Source organism: Brevibacillus borstelensis, from assembly GCF_036700025.1.
Lineage (GTDB): Bacteria > Bacillota > Bacilli > Brevibacillales > Brevibacillaceae > Brevibacillus > Brevibacillus borstelensis.
In genome coordinates this window covers 3,025,455-3,043,550 of sequence record NZ_CP144922.1, presented here as the reverse complement: position 1 = coordinate 3,043,550, position 18,096 = coordinate 3,025,455, and the positions used below count along the sequence as shown (strand labels likewise).

Annotated in this window: 20 protein-coding genes; 19 read left to right on the top strand and 1 reads right to left on the bottom strand. The window is 52.3% G+C overall.

Features of this window, described 5'->3' with window-relative positions:
* Positions 1 to 160: 160 nt before the first annotated feature.
* The 15 genes from V5G20_RS14425 to V5G20_RS14355 all read left to right on the top strand — a co-directional run bounded on the left by V5G20_RS14425 (position 161) and on the right by V5G20_RS14355 (position 13,619).
* Positions 161 to 1,159 (top strand): histidinol phosphate phosphatase domain-containing protein, encoded by a 999-nt coding sequence (locus tag V5G20_RS14425; protein ID WP_338461042.1) that lies wholly within the window; start codon positions 161 to 163, stop codon positions 1,157 to 1,159.
* A gap of 243 nt (positions 1,160 to 1,402) precedes the next feature.
* A complete protein-coding gene (locus V5G20_RS14420) occupies positions 1,403 to 2,461 on the top strand; it encodes a putative 2-aminoethylphosphonate ABC transporter substrate-binding protein (RefSeq protein ID WP_031933028.1) in 1,059 nt (352 codons plus the stop codon).
* A 55-nt stretch (positions 2,462 to 2,516) separates the two neighbouring features.
* The gene (locus V5G20_RS14415) at positions 2,517 to 3,581 is read left to right on the top strand and encodes a putative 2-aminoethylphosphonate ABC transporter ATP-binding protein (protein WP_003386777.1); all 1,065 of its coding nucleotides are present in this window, start codon (positions 2,517 to 2,519) and stop codon (positions 3,579 to 3,581) included.
* Positions 3,578 to 5,278 (top strand): putative 2-aminoethylphosphonate ABC transporter permease subunit, encoded by a 1,701-nt coding sequence (locus V5G20_RS14410; protein WP_003386776.1) that lies wholly within the window; start codon positions 3,578 to 3,580, stop codon positions 5,276 to 5,278. The genes V5G20_RS14415 and V5G20_RS14410 overlap by 4 nt, the downstream gene beginning before the upstream one ends.
* A 16-nt stretch (positions 5,279 to 5,294) precedes the next feature.
* Positions 5,295 to 6,089, top strand: coding sequence for a phosphonoacetaldehyde hydrolase (gene phnX, locus V5G20_RS14405; RefSeq protein ID WP_172920778.1), 795 nt, complete (start codon positions 5,295 to 5,297; stop codon positions 6,087 to 6,089).
* Between the two features lie 2 nt (positions 6,090 to 6,091).
* A complete protein-coding gene (phnW, locus tag V5G20_RS14400; protein WP_338461037.1) occupies positions 6,092 to 7,204 on the top strand; it encodes a 2-aminoethylphosphonate--pyruvate transaminase in 1,113 nt (370 codons plus the stop codon).
* 195 nt (positions 7,205 to 7,399) lie between these two features.
* Complete coding sequence (locus tag V5G20_RS14395; RefSeq protein ID WP_003386771.1) at positions 7,400 to 8,185, top strand: DeoR/GlpR family DNA-binding transcription regulator; 786 nt, start codon at positions 7,400 to 7,402, stop codon at positions 8,183 to 8,185.
* Between the two features lie 65 nt (positions 8,186 to 8,250).
* Positions 8,251 to 8,652, top strand: a complete 402-nt coding sequence (locus tag V5G20_RS14390; protein WP_327956162.1) for a BMC domain-containing protein — start codon at positions 8,251 to 8,253, stop codon at positions 8,650 to 8,652.
* 3 nt (positions 8,653 to 8,655) lie between these two features.
* Positions 8,656 to 8,934 carry a BMC domain-containing protein gene (locus V5G20_RS14385; protein WP_003386769.1) on the top strand — a complete coding sequence of 93 codons (279 nt, stop codon included), beginning with the start codon at positions 8,656 to 8,658 and terminating at the stop codon, positions 8,932 to 8,934.
* Positions 8,935 to 8,996: 62 nt separating this feature from the next.
* Positions 8,997 to 10,478, top strand: a complete 1,482-nt coding sequence (locus tag V5G20_RS14380; RefSeq protein WP_338461032.1) for an acetaldehyde dehydrogenase (acetylating) — start codon at positions 8,997 to 8,999, stop codon at positions 10,476 to 10,478.
* A gap of 13 nt (positions 10,479 to 10,491) precedes the next feature.
* Positions 10,492 to 10,779: a BMC domain-containing protein gene (locus tag V5G20_RS14375; protein ID WP_003386767.1), complete on the top strand. Its 288-nt coding sequence runs from the start codon at positions 10,492 to 10,494 to the stop codon at positions 10,777 to 10,779.
* An 11-nt stretch (positions 10,780 to 10,790) separates the two neighbouring features.
* Complete coding sequence (gene pduL, locus V5G20_RS14370) at positions 10,791 to 11,570, top strand: phosphate propanoyltransferase (protein ID WP_338461029.1); 780 nt, start codon at positions 10,791 to 10,793, stop codon at positions 11,568 to 11,570.
* Positions 11,571 to 11,575: 5 nt separating this feature from the next.
* Entirely contained in the window at positions 11,576 to 12,394 is an 819-nt protein-coding gene (locus V5G20_RS14365) for a hypothetical protein (RefSeq protein WP_338461027.1), read from the top strand.
* A 5-nt stretch (positions 12,395 to 12,399) separates the two neighbouring features.
* Complete coding sequence (locus V5G20_RS14360; protein WP_003386764.1) at positions 12,400 to 12,672, top strand: EutN/CcmL family microcompartment protein; 273 nt, start codon at positions 12,400 to 12,402, stop codon at positions 12,670 to 12,672.
* Positions 12,673 to 12,752: 80 nt separating this feature from the next.
* The gene (locus tag V5G20_RS14355) at positions 12,753 to 13,619 is read left to right on the top strand and encodes an SMR family transporter (protein ID WP_338461024.1); all 867 of its coding nucleotides are present in this window, start codon (positions 12,753 to 12,755) and stop codon (positions 13,617 to 13,619) included.
* A gap of 208 nt (positions 13,620 to 13,827) precedes the next feature.
* Here V5G20_RS14355 and V5G20_RS14350 read toward each other — a convergent pair whose 3' ends face one another.
* Positions 13,828 to 15,021, bottom strand: coding sequence for a saccharopine dehydrogenase family protein (locus V5G20_RS14350; RefSeq protein ID WP_251247427.1), 1,194 nt, complete (start codon positions 15,019 to 15,021; stop codon positions 13,828 to 13,830).
* Between the two features lie 366 nt (positions 15,022 to 15,387).
* Here V5G20_RS14350 and V5G20_RS14345 point away from each other — a divergent pair, with 366 nt between their 5' ends.
* From V5G20_RS14345 to V5G20_RS14330, 4 genes are all read left to right on the top strand, one after another.
* Positions 15,388 to 15,912, top strand: a complete 525-nt coding sequence (locus V5G20_RS14345; protein WP_003386759.1) for an MgtC/SapB family protein — start codon at positions 15,388 to 15,390, stop codon at positions 15,910 to 15,912.
* Positions 15,913 to 16,162: 250 nt separating this feature from the next.
* On the top strand, positions 16,163 to 16,828 hold the full coding sequence (locus V5G20_RS14340) for a bifunctional transcriptional activator/DNA repair enzyme AdaA (protein WP_422387968.1): 666 nt from the start codon (positions 16,163 to 16,165) through the stop codon (positions 16,826 to 16,828).
* A complete protein-coding gene (locus V5G20_RS14335) occupies positions 16,812 to 17,348 on the top strand; it encodes a methylated-DNA--[protein]-cysteine S-methyltransferase (RefSeq protein ID WP_338461020.1) in 537 nt (178 codons plus the stop codon). The genes V5G20_RS14340 and V5G20_RS14335 overlap by 17 nt, the downstream gene beginning before the upstream one ends.
* The gene (locus V5G20_RS14330; protein ID WP_024984865.1) at positions 17,341 to 18,054 is read left to right on the top strand and encodes a 2OG-Fe(II) oxygenase; all 714 of its coding nucleotides are present in this window, start codon (positions 17,341 to 17,343) and stop codon (positions 18,052 to 18,054) included. The genes V5G20_RS14335 and V5G20_RS14330 overlap by 8 nt, the downstream gene beginning before the upstream one ends.
* The last annotated feature ends 42 nt before the right edge of the window (positions 18,055 to 18,096 follow it).

Genomic DNA, 18,096 nt, shown 5'->3' with positions numbered 1-18,096 from the left:
CTCATTTCTGCTCACTTGAAAAATCAATTGTACATCCCTATTTCCTCCCCGTATAATAGTCACCAACAGACAAAAGCAACACAATCCAACAAAGAATAAGAAAACACACAAACCAACAAGTGAATTACTGTGGCGAACAAAAGCGGGAGGGGAAAATGCCATGTACGTAGACTATCATGTCCATTTGGAGGAGGGGCCGTACTCCCTTCGTTGGTGGACCCGGACGGCAGAGGCTTTGCTTTCATTTCGTCAAACGGCTGGCCAAAAACATGCGCTGGAATGGATGGAAGATCTGTCGGACCAGATGAACAGGCGAATCAAGCAAGGAGCCTACTCGCGTGTATGGCTCGACTTGTACCGTAAGCGGGCCAAAGAATTGGGTCTCTCACACGTTGGAATCGTGGATCATCTCTACCGCTTCAAGGAATTCAAGCCCTACTTTGAAGCAAACATAAATCTCGGAGACGATGAGCTGGGACGCATGCAGAAGCTTTGGCTGGATCAGGTCTGCTGCACCTCAATCGATGCGTTCGTCTCCTTTATTCAGGAGCAAAAACGGATCTGGGAGTCCGACGGCATCGATTTGCGGCTAGGCATCGAAGCGGACTATTTTTCCGGCGGAGAAGCTGTGCTTGCCCCATTGATTAGGCAATATCCCTGGGATCATGTCATCGGCTCTGTCCATTTTGTCGGCGGCTGGGGGTTTGACAATCCGGATACACAGTCACGGTTTGCGGAGACAGACTTGAGGCTGCTTTATCGCGATGTGTTTCAGACAGTGGAGGAGGCGATCTCATCCGGACTGTTCGACATCATCGCGCATTTGGACAATCTCAAGGTATTTGGCCACCGGCCGGAAGAAGAGCAGCTTCTCCCGTACTATCAGCGCATTGCCCAACTGCTGCGGCAGCACGATACAGCCACAGAGATCAACACGGGTCTGTTCTATCGCTACCCCGTAAAAGAAATGTGCCCGAGCCCGAGCTTTCTGCGAGTTTTGCGTGAGCAGGGCGTTCCGATCACAACATCCTCTGACGCCCATTTCCCCGACCATTTGGGCAGCTTTTTGCCAGAAGCCCGCAAAGCGCTGAAAGCGGCAGGGTACACGGAGATCGTCACATTTGAAAAACGCGTCCGCCGTGAGGCAGCACTTCAGTAACAAGAAGTACCGCAATCACACATACAGAAGAATCATTTCAAGTGTAAGAAAAGAGTGGAGCAAAGGAGCTCGGCTCTTTTTTTATAAAAAACATTTGAAATCTTCAGTCAATTCACTATATAATAAAAACGAAAAACAACTAAAAAACGGGAAAACAAATCAATTAATGTGTAATTGGTCTTGTCTTAACCGATGCAGATTGGAAGGGGAGCCAGGAGAGGGAACAAAGGGGAGGGATTTGGGATGAAAAAATGGTATAGCGCATTTTTGACTGGTGTTCTGCTGTTATCGGTTCTCGCAGGTTGCGGACAATCCTCCAGTCCGGCTGCCGGGGGCAAGGGGGGCTCATCTGAGCTTACCGTTTACACTGCACTTGAAGACGACCAGCTAAAAGCCTACGTGGACGCCTTCAAAAAAGCACACCCGGAGATCAAGCTAAATATCGTCAGGGATTCTACCGGGGTCATTGTAGCCAAGCTGATTGCGGAGAAAGACAATCCGCAAGCGGATGTGGTGTGGGGTACAGCTGCGACTGAGCTTTTGGGAGCAGAATTCCAAGGCGTACTGGAACCGTATTCGCCAAAAGGCATTGAGCGGATATTGCCGGAATTTAGAGATTCGAAAGAGCCGGCGCACTGGGTCGGCATCGATGCCTTTGAGACCGCCTTTGTCGTCAATACCAAGGAACTGGAAAAACACAATCTGCCCATCCCAAAAACATATCGTGATCTGATCAAACCAGAGTACAAAGGGATGATCGTCATGCCCAACCCGTCCTCTTCGGGCACCGGATTCTTTACGGTCTCAGCCTGGATCCAGCTCTGGGGAGAGGAAGAAGCCTGGAAGTACATGGACAAATTGCACGAAAACATCGCCCTCTATACACATTCCGGGTCCAAGCCCGCGAAGATGGCTGCAGCCGGTGAATATCCGATCGGGATCTCTTTCGGTTACCGGGGCATTACCGAAAAGAAAAAAGGGGCTCCGCTTGAAGTCGTCTTCCCCGAAGAAGGCGCTGGCTGGGATGTAGAGGCCAACGCCCTCGTCAAAAAGAAACAGATCAAGCCGGAAGCCAAGCTGTTTCTCGACTGGGCCATTACGGATGAAGCCATGAAGGAATACAATAAAAACTTTGCCATCATTACGCTTAGCAGCGCTGGCGGGACGATTCCGGAGGGCTATACGAAAGATCCCAAATCACAGCTCATCCAGAACGATTTAAGCAAAGTGGCCAAAGAACGGCCAAAGATCCTGGCAGAGTGGGATAAACGATTCAGCACAAAGAGCGAGCCGAAAAACTAACGCTATTCGTGGTTGCAAGCTTCGAATCCAGTGAAATGGAGGAAGGGAGGAACGTATGGCAAATCCATATCTTTCCATCAAGGGAATCAGGAAAACGTTCGGCAAGTTTGTAGCGCTCACGTCCATCGACATCGACATCAAAAAGAACGAGTTTATCTGCCTGCTCGGACCAAGCGGATGCGGGAAAACCACACTGCTCCGTATTTTGGCAGGGTTGGAGCAGCCAACGGATGGCCGGATATTCGTAGGTGGCCGAGACATTACAGCCCTCCCCCCGGCAAAGCGCAACTTTGGCATGATGTTTCAGTCATACGCCCTGTTTCCCAACCTGACGGCGGCTCAAAATATCGCCTATGGACTTCAGGCCAAAAAGCTTTCCAAAAAAGAAGTGCAGGAAAAAGTGCAGGAAGTATTGGCGCTGATCGATCTGGAGCATATTCGCGACAAGTATCCCTCCCAACTGTCCGGTGGCCAGCAGCAGCGTGTCGCTTTGGCCCGGGCCATCGCCCTGTCCCCGGACTTTCTGCTCCTGGATGAGCCGCTTTCGGCTTTGGATGCCAAGGTGCGCCTCAAATTGCGCCGGGAACTGAGGAATCTGCATGAAAAAATCGGCATTACGACGATCATGGTGACGCATGATCAGGAAGAAGCGTTGACGATGGCTGACCGGATCGTCGTGATGAACAACGCGGAAGTGGTTCAGGTAGGAACTCCCCAGGAGGTATATCAAAAGCCGAACAGCCCGTTCGTTGCGGATTTCGTAGGAGCCATCAACTTTTTGGAACCGTCTGTTTTTTCCGGTCATGCAAAAGGAGAGGACCGCCTTCTGGCCATTCGCCCGGAAAACATTCACCTGATGGAACCCGAAGCGGAGTACAGCCAGAAGGCCATCGTCCAAGACATGGAATTTCGCGGCTCCTTTTACCGTGTCACACTGCAGCTCACAAGCGAGCAGGACGGCATTCTTCCCCACCTCGTCACGATGGACCTTCCTGTGGGCCAAACACACCGTCTGGGGCTCAGCCGGGATAAGCGGGTCGCTTTCGAAATGCCGATCGAAAGTCTGATCTCGTTTGATCAGGCAGCCGTGGCGAAAAAGACGGGGAGTGACCAGCGATGAGCACAAGAACCGTCCGCCAGAAGATGGGCAGGGATGAGTTGATTCAGAAAATTCTGATCACAGGCATCGTGATCGTCCTGTTCATCAGCGTCCTGATGCCGCTGGGCGATTTGTTCAGCCGAGCATTTCTCGACGAGAGCGGCCAATACATCGGCTTCTCCAACTTTGTCCATTACTTTGCCACACCTGCTCTTGTCCAGTCGTTTACCAACACCTTGTACGTGTCCGGGATCACGACGATCATTTCTGTGGCTATGGCTTTTCTGTACGCATTTGCCCTGACGCGGACTGACATGAGAGGCAAGACATTTTTTCGCTATGCCGCGATGCTGCCGCTGTTTGCTCCGACGATGATGCACGGGATCGCACTTACCTATCTGTTTGGCAACCAGGGAATTCTCACGACGGGATTTTTCGGACTCTTGCCCGGCTTTGAGATGGAGCTGTACGGACCGCTCGGGATTATTATCTCGGAAGTAATCTATACGTTTCCGCAGGCCTACCTGATCATGGCCGTTTCGCTGGCATTTGCCGACTACAATTTGTACGAGGCGGCGGAGACGATGGGGGCGAGCCGTCTCCGCCAGTTTTTAACGGTGACCCTGCCGAATGTCAAGTACGGTCTGGTCAGTGCGATCTTCGTCTGTTTTACCTTGAGCTTTACCGACTTCGGCGCTCCGAAAGTGGTGGGCGGTCAATTCAACGTGCTGGCCACGGACATCTACAAGCAGGTGATTGGCCAACAAAATACGACGATGGGGGCCACTGTGGGGATTATCCTGATCTTGCCTGCGATTCTCGCATTTATCGTCGACCGGATCGTGGAGAGGAAGCAAAACTCAGCCGTCACAGCCAAGTCCACGCCGTACAAGATTACACCGAGAAGGTGGCGGGATCATGCTTTCTTTGCCTACTGCTCACTGATTACAGCTTCGATCTTCATCATGCTCGGTACGGTCGTCTTCGCTTCGCTTGTAAAGGTCTGGCCCTATGATCTGAGCATGACGCTTACCCACTTCGACTTTACAAAAGTAGCAGGGGAGGGAATGCAGCCATTTTGGAACAGCTTGCTCGTCGCCTTCTACAGTGCGGTGGCGGGAACGGTGATCACCTTTGTCAACGCTTATATCATCGAGAAAACGCGGTTTCTCAAGGGGATGCGCCAGGTAGGGTACTTTCTCTCCATCCTGCCGCTCGCCCTGCCCGGGCTGGTGATCGGGCTTGCGTACATTTTCTTCTTCAACCATCCTGACAACCCGTTGAACTGGATTTACGGCACTGTGCTCATCCTCGTAATCGCGAATATCGTCCACTTCTACGCGGTTCCGTTCATCACGGCGACGACTGCGCTGAAAAAGCTGGACAAGGAATTTGAACTCGCATCCGAATCGATGGGCGTGCCATTCTATATCACTTTTTTGCGGGTGACAGTCCCCATGTCGCTGCCAGCCATTTTGGAGATTGCCGTCTACTACTTCATCAACTCCATGGTTACTATTTCTGCCGTCGTCTTTCTCTACTCCGCCGACTTCAAGCTGGCTTCCGTCTCCATTGTCAACATGGATGACGCCGGTGATGTTGCCGCAGCGGCTGCGATGTCCGTCTTGATCGTGGCGACCAACATCGTCGTCCGGATCGTCTACGAAATCGGCACCCGAAAGGTGAGAAAGAAAACGGAGGCATGGCAAAAAAGATAAAGGTGGGAGAGAGGAAATGATTCAAGCAGTAATTTTTGACTGGGCTGGAACTACGGTTGACTACGGATGTTTTGCGCCACTGGACGTCTTTCTGGAGGTGTTCAAAAAGAAGGGAATCGAGGTGATGCATGAAGAGGCTCGGGAGCCGATGGGCATGCTCAAGTGGGACCACATCAACACGATGTGCCAGATGGAGCGGATTGCGGGCTTATGGAAAGAGAAGTACGGCAGATACCCGGAGAAAAAGGATGTCGACATGCTTTACGCCGATTTCGAACCGATGCTTTTCTCCATCCTGAGAAACTATACGACGCCGATTCCCGGTGTGCTGGAGCTGGTGGACCGCTTGCGGCGGGCAGGCATCAAAATCGGTTCAACTACAGGCTATACCGCAGAAATGATGGCCATCGTCGCGCCGGAAGCGAAAAAACGCGGATACGCGCCCGATTCCTTGGTCACGCCCACCGAAATGCCTGCGGGGCGGCCATACCCGTGGATGTGCTATCAAAATGCGATCAACCTCGGCGTGTTTCCGATGAAGCACGTGATCAAGGTAGGCGATACGACCAGTGACATCAGGGAGGCAGTCAATGCCGGCGCCTGGGCAGTCGGAGTTATCAAAGGAAGCAGTGAACTCGGAATGACGGAGAGGGAAGTCCTGGAGTGCGACCCCGATCTTTTGGCAGACAGGATGGAAGCCGTAGCCAAGCGTTTCAAGGAGGCCGGAGCCGATTACGTCATAGACAGCATCGGCGAGCTGGATACGCTGATTCCCAAAATCAATCTGCGCCTTGCGCAAAAGGAGAGATGACCATGAAGATCACTCAGTTGCCGGATAACCCGTATCTGCTGCTCACACCGGGACCGCTTTCCACGTCAAAAGGAGTAAAGGCCGCGATGCTGCGGGACTGGTGCACATGGGATGACGAATACAACGATCTGGTGCAGGAAATCAGGCGAAAGCTGGTGAGACTGGCTGGCAATAACCACGACAACTACACGTCTGTGCTGATGCAGGGGAGCGGAACATTTTCCGTGGAAGCGGTCATCGGTTCCGCCGTCCCGGACGATGGCAAGCTGCTCATATTGACCAACGGCGCATACGGAAACAGGATCGTCCAGATTGCCCGGGTGCTCAAGGTCAACACGCTGGTGATCGATTTTGGCGAAGTGTCGCAGACGCAGCCCGAGAAGCTGCAGGAAGTGCTGGAGGGCGATCCGGAGATTACGCACGTAGCCGTCGTTCATTGCGAGACGACGACCGGGATGCTCAACCCGATCGCTGAAGTGGGCAAGATCGCAAAAGCATTCGGCAAGGTGCTCATTGTGGACGCCATGAGCAGCTTTGGCGGGGTTGAGATTGATGCCGCTGAACTGGAAATCGACTTTTTGATCTCAAGCGCCAACAAGTGCATCCAGGGAGTGCCTGGCTTTGGTTTTATCCTCGCGAAGACGGAGGAATTGAAAAAATGCAAAGGGCGGGCCCGTTCCCTTTCGCTTGACCTGTACGATCAGTGGGAGACCATGGAAACGTACAATGGCAAGTGGCGGTATACATCTCCGACGCATGTGGTCCGCGCCTTTTACCAGGCCATGCTGGAGCTGGAGGAGGAAGGTGGCGTAAAAGCGCGGGAGATCCGGTACAGGGAAAACCAACGCACATTGGTTGATGGAATGGAGCAGATCGGCTTTCGGACACTTTTGCCAAGATCAAGCCAGTCGCCGATCATTACCTCCTTTTACTATCCGGAGAGCGCAGCGTTTACCTTTCACGGCTTTTATGAGCGCTTGAAAAAGGAAGGCTTTGTGATTTATCCAGGAAAAATTTCGTTGGCAGACACATTCCGCATCGGCAATATTGGCGAGGTGTATCCGCATGACATGAAGCGGCTGGTAGAAGCGATCGATAAAAACCGATTTTGGTAACAGGCCCTCTTGGTGAACAGCGAAGAGGCTTATTTTTCACCCATAGGACCAAGTAAAAGCAATATAACACATGCATGGAATATGTATTTTCCTATATTTCTGTTGCTTTAACCAAGCTCGAAGGACTGAACCCGGATCAAACCAACAATCCTTACCAATTGGAAAATTGCTCATGCAGACAGGAGGACTTTATCCATGTCTCTGGTGGGTGAAGAGCGCAAAGAAGTCATCATCCATCTACTGAACTACGCCGGAAAAGTGCGAACGAACGAACTAGTGGAAAAGCTGCAAGTATCCTCGGAGACGATCAGGCGGTATCTCGAAGAGCTGGAAAGCGAAAAAAAGCTGAAACGTGTTTACGGCGGGGCGGTCAAGATCAACTACGACCGGGAGGAGCCGTCCCACCTGACGAGAGAGGTGTCGCACGCCGAGGAAAAGAAAAAGATCGGCCGGGCGGCAGCCAAACTGGTGCAGGACAACGACGCAATCGTGATCGATGACGGTACGACAACGCTGCATATGTTGAGCTATTTAATCAATAAGAAGAATCTCAAAATTCTCACCATCTCCGTACCGGCATTGAATGTTCTGATGGATTATCTGAACCGGGAGCTGTTCACCGGAGAGGTATACTTTATCGGCGGAAAGGTACAGTCAAAGCATTTTCGAACAGTCGGAACGCTTGCGGAAAAAATGATGCAAAACTTTTTTGTCGACAAGGCTTTTATCTCGATCGACGGGATTCTGGCTCACAAAGGGATTACCAGCTATGATGCCGACAAAGCAATGCTGGGGAGGCGGTTTATCGAACATTCTCAGGAGATCATCGTCTTGACGGATCACTCCAAAATCGGAATCAGTACGTTTTATAAAGTGGCCGATCTCAAGGAGATTGACAGTGTGATCAGTGACGTTCCTGCACCCAAAGAGTGGCGGCACGAGCTGGATCAAAGAGGCGTCAATTGGATTGTCGGTGAGTGAGCGGAGGGTATGATGCCGCTTCACCATTCGGTTAGAGTGATGATGGAAAAAAGCGGGGTGAAGGTATGCTCAGTGGTGGATACGCTCTCGGAATGATCGAGACGGTCGGTTTTCCTGCGCTAGTCGCCGCCGCAGATGCCGCGGCCAAAGCGGCAGATGTCCACTGTGTCACGTATCAGGGGGCAGACGCGGGAATTGTCACGATTTACATTGTCGGCGATGTTGCATCGGTTTCAGCAGCCGTGACTGTTGGAGAAGCGGAAGCGAGACGGATTGGCCAGCTACGTCACTCCCAAGTGATTCCGCGGCCTGATCAGACAGTATTGCAGATGGTTTTTCAGCGGTTGGACAAAAAGAAGGGACCAGCGGGCGCCAAACCAGCAGGAAGGTCGACGAGCAAAGAGACGGCCGATAAACAGAACAACGCAAAAAAGGAAAATCCAAATGAAACCGGCAAGGAGGAATGAATCATGGGTGACGCATTGGGAATGGTGGAGACAAAGGGATTGGTCGGTGCTGTAGAGGCGGCCGATGCAATGGTCAAAGCGGCAAACGTCAAGCTGATCGGCAAGGTTCATGTAGGTGGCGGACTCGTAACGGTTATGGTTCGCGGTGATGTGGGGGCAGTGAAAGCATCGACAGACGCAGGTGCTGCCGCGGCGGAAAAAGTCGGCGAGCTGGTTTCGGTGCACGTGATCCCGCGTCCGCACTCCGATATTGAGCTGATCCTGCCCAAGCTGGAAGGATAACGAACAATTTTTTTCTGAAAAGCGAGAGATTTGCAAACGGCTGAAAAGAGGTGACGGTACACGTGATGCTAGACGTTGATTTGCAATCGGTCCAGGAAGCGCGGCACTGTTTGGAAAAGGCCAAAGCGGCACAGCAACTGGTGGCTGGCATGTCGCAGAGTCAAATCGATCAGATCGTAGAAAGCATGGCCGAAGCGGCAAAGGCGGAGGCGGGCAGACTGGCAGCCCTGGCTGTGGAAGAAACGGGATACGGCAAAGCGGCTGACAAAACAGTAAAAAACCTGTTCGCCGCAAACGATGTTTACCAGGCGATCAAAGATATGAAAACGGTTGGGATCATTCGGCGGGACGAACAAAACCAGGTTTGGGAGGCAGCCCAGCCTGTCGGAGTCATTGCAGGCATTTTGCCATCAACCAATCCGACCTCGACACTGATTTACAAGTCGTTGATCGCGGTGAAGTCAGGCAATGCGATTGTCTTTAGTCCTCATCCATCAGCAGCAAAATGCTCGTCAGAGACGGCAAAGCTCATGCAGGCCGCCGCAGAGAGGGCGGGTGCTCCGGCAGGACTCATCAGCTGCGTGAGCCAGCCGACCATGGCGTCCTCGCTAGAGTTGATGCGCCACAGCCTCACCGACGTCATCCTGGCGACAGGCGGTACGGGGATGGTCAAGGCTGCATACAGTTCGGGGAAGCCGACATTTGGCGTCGGCCCGGGCAATGTCCCTGTATACCTTCACACGAGTGCCGACATTCCTGTCGCGGTTCGCCAAATCGTCCAAAGCAAAACGTTTGACTACGGCACGATCTGTGCCTCCGAGCAGGCCTTGGTGGCCGATAAAGCGATCAAGCGAAAGGTTGTAGCCGAACTGAAAAAGCAGGGCGCATATTTTCTTGATGAACATGAAACAAAAAAAGTTGCATCCGTCATCCTGGCAGGAAACGGTCTGAACCCGGCCATCGTCGGCAAGCCGCCTCAGGCCATTGCCGAACTCGCCGGTATCCTGGTGCCGCCGGAGGCCAAGCTGCTCGTCGCCGAAGAAAGCGAGGTCGGGAGAGAATATCCGTTCTCTGTCGAAAAGCTGGCCCCTATTTTAGCGCTGTATACCGTTGAGGATTGGCAGGAAGCCAGCCGCCTGTGCAGCCGTCTGCTAGCGCTTGGCGGACTGGGGCATACGCTGGGCATTCACTGCCAGGAGCAGCAAGTGATCGAGAGGTTTGCTCTCGGACAGCCTGCATCGCGGATTGTCGTCAATTCGGGGACGACGTTTGGCGGAATCGGAGCTACGACAGGCATCATGCCGTCGCTTACACTAGGCTGCGGTTCCCTTGGCAACAATGTCACATCTGACAATATCGGCCCTCAGCATTTGCTCAATGTAAAACGGGTAGCGTTTGGCATCCGTGAAATGAAGCTGGATACAGCGTCCGGTTCAGCGCAAGCATCCGCTGTCTCTGCGGCCCCTCCTGCCGCCATCACGAGGGAAGAAATAGCGGAGATTATCAAAAGCGTACTGCTGGAGCTGCAGACAACCGGCAGGTAAGGAGGCGTAAAGGATGGCAGGAGAAATGGCAGCGCTCGGAATGGTAGAAACAAAAGGTTTGGTCGGGGCGATCGAAGCAGCTGATGCAATGGTCAAAGCGGCAAATGTAAAGCTGATCGGAAAAGTCCATGTCGGAGGAGGGCTGGTTACCGTTATGGTTCGGGGAGATGTCGGTGCCGTAAAAGCTTCGACGGATGCGGGGGCGGCTGCCGTAGAAAAAGTAGGGCAGCTCATCTCCGTACACGTCATCCCCCGGCCGCATACCGACATTGAGCTGATCCTCCCGAAGGGCGAAGGGTGATGACATAGCCTATGGCCTTTATTACGGAAGCGACGCTTCGGGCCATGCTGCGTACGGGTATTCCCAACCCTTATCCATTGCATGAAAACGACAAGCTGACCCCGGCCGCTGTTGACTTTCTAAAGGGGAGAGGGATCAAATTGGAGCCTTGCAAGTCGCCGGATTCATTTTCACGGGGGCCGGAAAATCGGCTGGTTATTCCTGTAGGCGTATCAAACCGTCACGTCCACCTTTCGCAGGAAGACGTGGAACAACTGTTTGGCCCTGACTATCAACTGACGCCGATGCGTCCTTTGTCCCAGCCCGGTCAGTTTGCCGCAGAAGAAACAGTGACATTGCTCGGCCCCAAGGGATTGATCAGGGGCGTGCGCATACTCGGACCGGCTCGGGGAGCAAGCCAGGTGGAAATATCAAAGACAGATGGGTATCAGTTGGGTGTCCATCCTCCTATCCGGCTTTCAGGGTCGATTGACGGGACGCCTGGCATTACGCTCATCGGCTCTGCCGGATGTGTCGTGCTGAAACAAGGCGTCATCGTTGCCAAACGCCACGTGCACATGTCATCCGATGACGCCGCTGCATTCGATGTAAAACAGGGCGACAGCCTGATTCTGCGGCTCAGTGGTGAACGCTCCATCATTTTTCCGGATGTAGCCGTACGCATCGATCCGGCGTTCGCCCTCGACCTGCACATCGACCAGGACGAGGCGAATGCGGCCAACCTGCGGACGGGAGACGAGATGGAGGTCATCGGCAAAAACGGCAAACTCCTGTCCTCTACAGGGAGGTGAAGCAAATGGAGGTCAGAAAGCTGGTCGAATCGATCACACGCGAGCTCCTGGCATCGATGCAAGCCGAGAAGGAAAAGCTGCAGAAGCACAAGCTGCTGTTCATCTTTTGCGACAGCACGGCACATGAGCCGTTTGCCGACCAGTTTATTGCGCTGCAGAATCACGGGATTTGCCACGACATCCTGTTTCTCGACGGGGAAACCTCGTCCTGGCTTGGCATGCATCGCATTGAATGCGGAGGCGCAGGCAAAATCATCGCTGCGGACGAGTACGCGCCAGCCCCATTGGAATTGCCGAAAGAATACGACGGCGTGATCGTCCCGGAAATCGATCTGGACAACGCGGCCCGCGTCGCCGCCGGATTGAAGGGCACCATCAAGGCAGAGATCATCTTTTCCGCGCTCGTCTTGGGAAAATTCGTGCTGGTCGGGGAAGACGTGCCTGGAATCAAGCGCTCGGACCGCCGCTGCCTGAAGACACTGTCACTGCCGGCCGCGTACCAAAAGCTGTTTGAGCGGCACGTGAGCGAGATGAAGGATCTGGGCGTCGAATTTTTCCCGCAACGAGAATTGGCCAATGCGGCTGTAAGAAAATGGACGTCAAAAAGACAGGCAGAAGCTTTAAAAGAGTCGGATCAGCTCCCCGGTGGGTTGCGCAAGATGCTGCCGGGCAGTGGAAAGCTGATCTCAGCCGAATGGGTAAAGTCGCAGCCAGACTTCCCTGAAAACAGATTGATCCTGGAACAGGGAGCAATTGTTTCTCCCTTGGCAATGGATCTGCTCAAGGAAAGAGGGATCGCTGTTCACTATGTCGGTAAAGGGTGACCGCCATGTTTCTGGGAAAAGTGATTGGCAGCGTCTGGTCTACGCAAAAAGAAGAGGGCATGGAGAATCTGAAGCTGCTGATTGTCCAACCCATAGACTGGAAGGAAAACGAGGGCGGGCCAACGGTGATCGCGGCCGATCGCATCGGAGCCGGAATGGGCGAGCGGGTCATCGTATCGCGCGGCACTCCGGCGAAAAACATCTTTGCCCATAAAAATGTCCCCATCGATGCCGTCATCGTGGGGATCGTCGACTCCTATGAAGTGCAAGAAGGGTAACGGCTTTTCAGGTGTAGTCTCCACAGGCTGCACCTGTGCTTATTTGCTTCGGCAATCTGAAAAAGAGAGCTGGGAGAAGGATGTCCACCACCATTTTGCTCGTTCTGTTGTTTGCCGCTCTGTGCCACGCGGTCTGGAACGCGGTTTCCAAGCAGATTGAAGAACGCGATTCTTTTTTTACCTTGATCTTGGGCGTCTCTGTCATCCTTTACTTGCCATTGGCTGTGTATCTTTTCTCCACGTCGCCCTTTCCTCCTGCAGCGGTCAAATGGTTATTGCTCAGCACTTGTTCGGAAGTTCTATATTTTGTCGCGCTGGCCAAAGCTTATCAGACAAACAACCTGAGCCATGCCTACCCGGTATTGCGAGGCACTGCGCCTATTGTCACCACGATCCTCGGCTTTTTGTTCTTCGGGGCCACGATCGCTTGGACAGGGGTAATCGGAATTGCCGTAATTGTCATGGGGGTGCTCATGATGAATCAAAAGAGCTTTTCGCCAAAAGAACTGGGCAGCCTGCTGACGGACTGGAGCAGGATGAAATGGGTCTTCCTGGCAGGCGCTTTTTCGGCCTGCAGCAGCATGATCGACGGGATGGGAGCCGCCATTATGTCTGGCTTGCTGTTCAAATATGTCGTCTTCATCGGCATGTTCGCGGGGAAATGGATGATCGACAAAAGAACAGAGACGAAAACCGATTACTTGTCACTGGTGAAACGGTATCCGGTCCAAACAGCAGCGGGCGGGCTGTTTGTGTTCATCTCCAATTCGCTCGCGGTCTACGCCATGCAAACAACGCCGGTCACGTACGTGGCATCTGTACGGGAGATCAGCATCGTCTTTGCCACTCTCATCGGCGTCATTTGGCTGAAAGAGCAGGTCAGTATCGTGAAATGGGTGTCGATCACCATGATTCTAAGCGGCGTCCTCATTATCAAGCTGAGCTGACGATGTCTGTCCCTCGAAAAAGCAAGAGCCAAACTCCCAAGTAAAAACAGGTACCCCCGAGAATTTTGGGAGTACCTGCTTTTGTTTTGCCGCTTTGAAACCACGGGGACGAGGTGCAGCCTAAAGGAGGAGCTGCTGTCCAAGAAGGAACTGTGCCCAAGAAGGAACTGCAGCTCCAGGGAGTGCTCTGTCTTTTTACAGGCTCATGCTACAGGATCACAGACATAGATTCGTTTTCCGCACCCAGTTGCGTTACTTCCTCGTGCATGTGGATGCCCCGTTTTTCCAGCTCGGCGAAAATCTCTGCAGGGTTGAACGCTTCTTCCGGAATCAGTACACCCGTTCCTTTTACCCTTCCTTTCGCGATCAACTCGGTGGCAATCGCCATCGGAATGCCGACGTTGCGGGTGTAGGCGCGCAGTTTTTCCCAACCGGGAACAGAGCCGTCAGAAGCAGGGTGGGTGTGATAGAGGACATGCTGTACTTTTTTGCCATCCTTCGTTCCGATCACTTCAACATGCAAAGAGTAGCCGTACAGCTCTGTCTCCTGACCTTCTTTGGAATGGAACAAATATTCGCCAATGCAGTCAAGAATTCCGATCTCTGCGCCGTTGACAGTAATTTTGTCATTTCGCATAATGCCCCAGTCGTACATCGCCCGCACGAGCTGCATGTTTTTCGCCGGCCACGTTCCACGTACCTCGATGAGCCTCACTTGCTTGTCTGCCAGTGCTTTGGCCAACGTTTTTGTCTCTGCGTGCGGGATGATGTACTGGACAGTTTTTCCGTACGGTTCAGGCAATTGAATTTCGCGTGGTCTGGCGAACGGAGGCACTTGCACGAATTCGCCGTTTTCGTAGACGACGCGGCCTGGAAGGTGAGGGGCGTATTCATAGGTCGTCGTCTCTGTGATCGAACGGGAAAAGGCGATGGGGCGAAATGCACCGTGGCTGACACGGACCGAGTCGACTGTGTCGAGCTGATTGGCTGCATGCATGGCCATCATTTGCGTAACCCCGGGGGTCATGCCAAAGCCCGGTACGCAGGTCTTGCCATTTCGCCTAAACACCTCGTCGGATTCATCTTCGGCACCGAAGCCGTTTAGATTGATTCCGTGGCACCCCGCTTCTGCGATGCAGGCAGTGGAGAGGCCGTTCAGGGTGATGGTGGTGCCATCCATCACGATGTCGTAGCCTTTCATTTTGTTTACGGTGTCTTCATGATCCAAAACGTTGATTTTGACAAAATCGACACGGGGATCATTCAGCCATTCAACGACTTTTCTGCCTTCTTCCTCGTTGAAATCCGCCACTGTGATTTTCTCGAAGCTGGAGTATTGCACCAGATCGAGAATGGACTCCCGGCAAATTCGTCCTGCCCCACCTAAACACAGTACCTTCATGACGAAGCCTCCTCGTTATCTGAATAGTAATTCTTTTTCCTGTCTGATTTTTAGTATAGCACACCGCTTGGGTTTTGTGTTGTTTTTAATTGTAAATGTATTGTGTATTTTATTTTTTTGTCCTTTTTTTACGTGAAAACAGAATAAAAAACACATATTTTTTTAAAACAAATGATTTATCCCAAATAAAAACAACAAAACAAGCATACCCTGTGATATAATAAACGAAAAATTCAGTATATTTACCCCTGTCCTGCCCATTCTTCCAATAGAACGCGATGGTCTTCATATGACAGGGCTCCGAATCATAAGGATAAGGTATTGCCTTTGAGCAAATGCCTGAATAGCAAAAAAGAAGGTGTGAACATGGAATATCTGCAGGTTATTTATGAGCAGCATGTCATCATGAATCTGGAGATGTATCTGCGTGTCATCATCAGTGCGGTTCTGGGAATGTTTATCGGGTGGGACCGCTCCCATAAGAACAAGCCTGCCGGGTTAAAGACGTATATGTATGTATCCGTCGCTTGCACGCTGATCACACTGGTCTCCATTTACAGCACAAAGCTGTACAGCTCCCCGAACAGCGGGACAATGATGGATCCGATGCGTCTGGCCGCTCAGATCGTGACTGGCTTGGGCTTTTTGGGCGCAGGCGTGATTCTGAAAAACGGCTTGCAGGTAAAGGGACTGACGTCTGCTGCGATGATTTTCTTTGCGGGTGGCATCGGGATCGGAATCGGTGCGGGCTTTTACGGCATCGTCATTTTTTCCGTGATCGTTTCTTTCGCCCTGGCCAGGGTAAGTCTGCGCTTTGAAGAGAATCATCATAAGCGGATAGAAGAAGAGGGAGTCAAAACACACGAAGGAAAGCGGCAGGAGGTCATGTAGTCATGTAGACTGTATCTAGCCTGCCCGCAAGTCTGAACAAGCAATGCTCGTCTCGTCTGAAGGGGAATGCATCTCACCCGTCTGTTTGGACAGTCCATGCAGAGGGGGACAGAGATGCTTTTGCTTTTTATTGGATGGAGTAAGTACACTGCCGCTGCAGGCTGGAACGATTTCAATATCTTGCTTTTCCATTCGGAATTGCGTACAGACGACAATCGGCGAGGTTATACTGATGGTGGAGGTGAAGCTGATGGCAAACATAGGCGGACATGAACCAAAGCATCATTCCATTCCAATGGCGGATGATGCAAAAATAGCTGCCGACGAGGGACAGCTAACAGACGAAAGATGGCAAGCCATCATAAACAACGATGCTTCCTACGATTTTCAGTTTTTTTACGCCGTCAAAACGACCTGTATTTTTTGCAGGCCGTCTTGCAAATCCAGGCCTCCGAATAAACAAAATGTCCGGATCTTTCAAAACGCGCAGCAAGCCCTGGCAGCCCATTTTCGCCCATGCAAGCGATGCAAGCCGACTGGACAGCGTTTGCCCGACAGCGAGTGGGTCGATCAAATTACGCATTTCATTGACAGCCATTTCAGTGAAAATGTAACACTGGAAATCTTGGCGGAAATGTGCCACGGCAGTCCGTATCATTTGCACCGCACCTTCAAGCGGGTAAAAGGAATGACGCCCGGCGAATACGTTCAGCAGTTGCGCATGAACATGGCCAAGCAGCTTCTGGCCGATACGGATAAAACGATAACGGATATTGCTTTTGCTGTAGGTATGTCCAGTACGCCTTATTTCGTAACACTGTTCAAGAAAATGACCGGGACGACGCCTACCGAGTATCGGCACCGGCATAAACAAGCATCGGAAACGGGGAGGTTGCACTATGAACGCGAAAACTGATCAGACGATTTACTGGACCTTGTTGGTTCATGAAAACTGGAGAATATACCTGGCCGCGACATCCAGGGGACTTTGCTTTGTGGGGACACCGAATCAGCCTTTGGAGGAAATGAGAGAGTGGGTGGAAAAGCATTTTTCCGGGAGCCCACTGGTGCAAGACGATGAAAAAGTTCAACCGTATGCAGCAGAACTGATCGAGTATTTTCAAGGCATCCGCAAAAGCTTTTCCATCCCTTTTGATGTTTCTGGCAGGCCGTTTCAGCTCGCTGTATGGAACGCGCTCCGCGAAATTCCTTACGGGCAGACCAGCACCTATTCAGATATTGCATTGCGTATCCAAAAACCGGCAGCAGTCCGGGCGGTCGGGACAGCGATTGGCGCGAATCCGGTGCTATTCACCGTACCGTGTCATCGGGTGATCGGAAAAAATGGATCGCTTACCGGCTACCGGGGCGGTTTGGATGTGAAAACGAAGCTGCTGCAGTTGGAAAAATCCGAAGGGAGTCCGACATATGCCTGATCGTCTCGCACAGCGAATTTCTGCTCTGGATTGGGATACGCCGCAACAGACGCTGGACGAGCAGGGCTATGCTGTAGTTCCCGGCATCTTGACACAAGAACAATGCAGGGAAATCATCGAAACCTATACGGTAGAGAGCCATTTTCGCAGCACAATCAAGATGGCCAGATACCGATTTGGGGTCGGAGAGTACAAGTACTACCAAGCTCCTCTTCCCGATTTGCTGCAAACACTCCGTCACGGCTTCTATCCTGAGCTGGCGAAAACTGCGAATCGCTGGCACCAGCAGCTAGGCCACGGCATCGTCTATCCGGATACGCTGCCCGAGTTTCTCGACTGCTGCCATCAGCAGGGGCAAGTGCGGTCAACACCGCTGATTCTGAAGTATGAATCAGGCGGATACAACTGTCTGCACCAGGATTTATACGGAGAAGTATTCTTCCCGTTTCAGGTCGTGCTTGCCTTGAATCAAAAAGAGCTGGATTACAAGGGAGGAGAGTTCCTCCTGGTAGAGCAGAGGCCAAGAGCGCAAAGCAGAGGTCACGCGATCAGTCTGGAGCAGGGCGCGGGACTTATTTTCCCGACGAACCACCGTCCAGTCCCGGGAACGCGCGGGTACTACAAGACTACGCTTCGGCACGGAGTCAGCACGGTTGCCTCGGGAACGAGGTACAGTCTCGGGATCATTTTTCACGATGCCAAGTAAACACAACGTATCGTGTATGATAAAAGGAGGAGGCGTATCAGG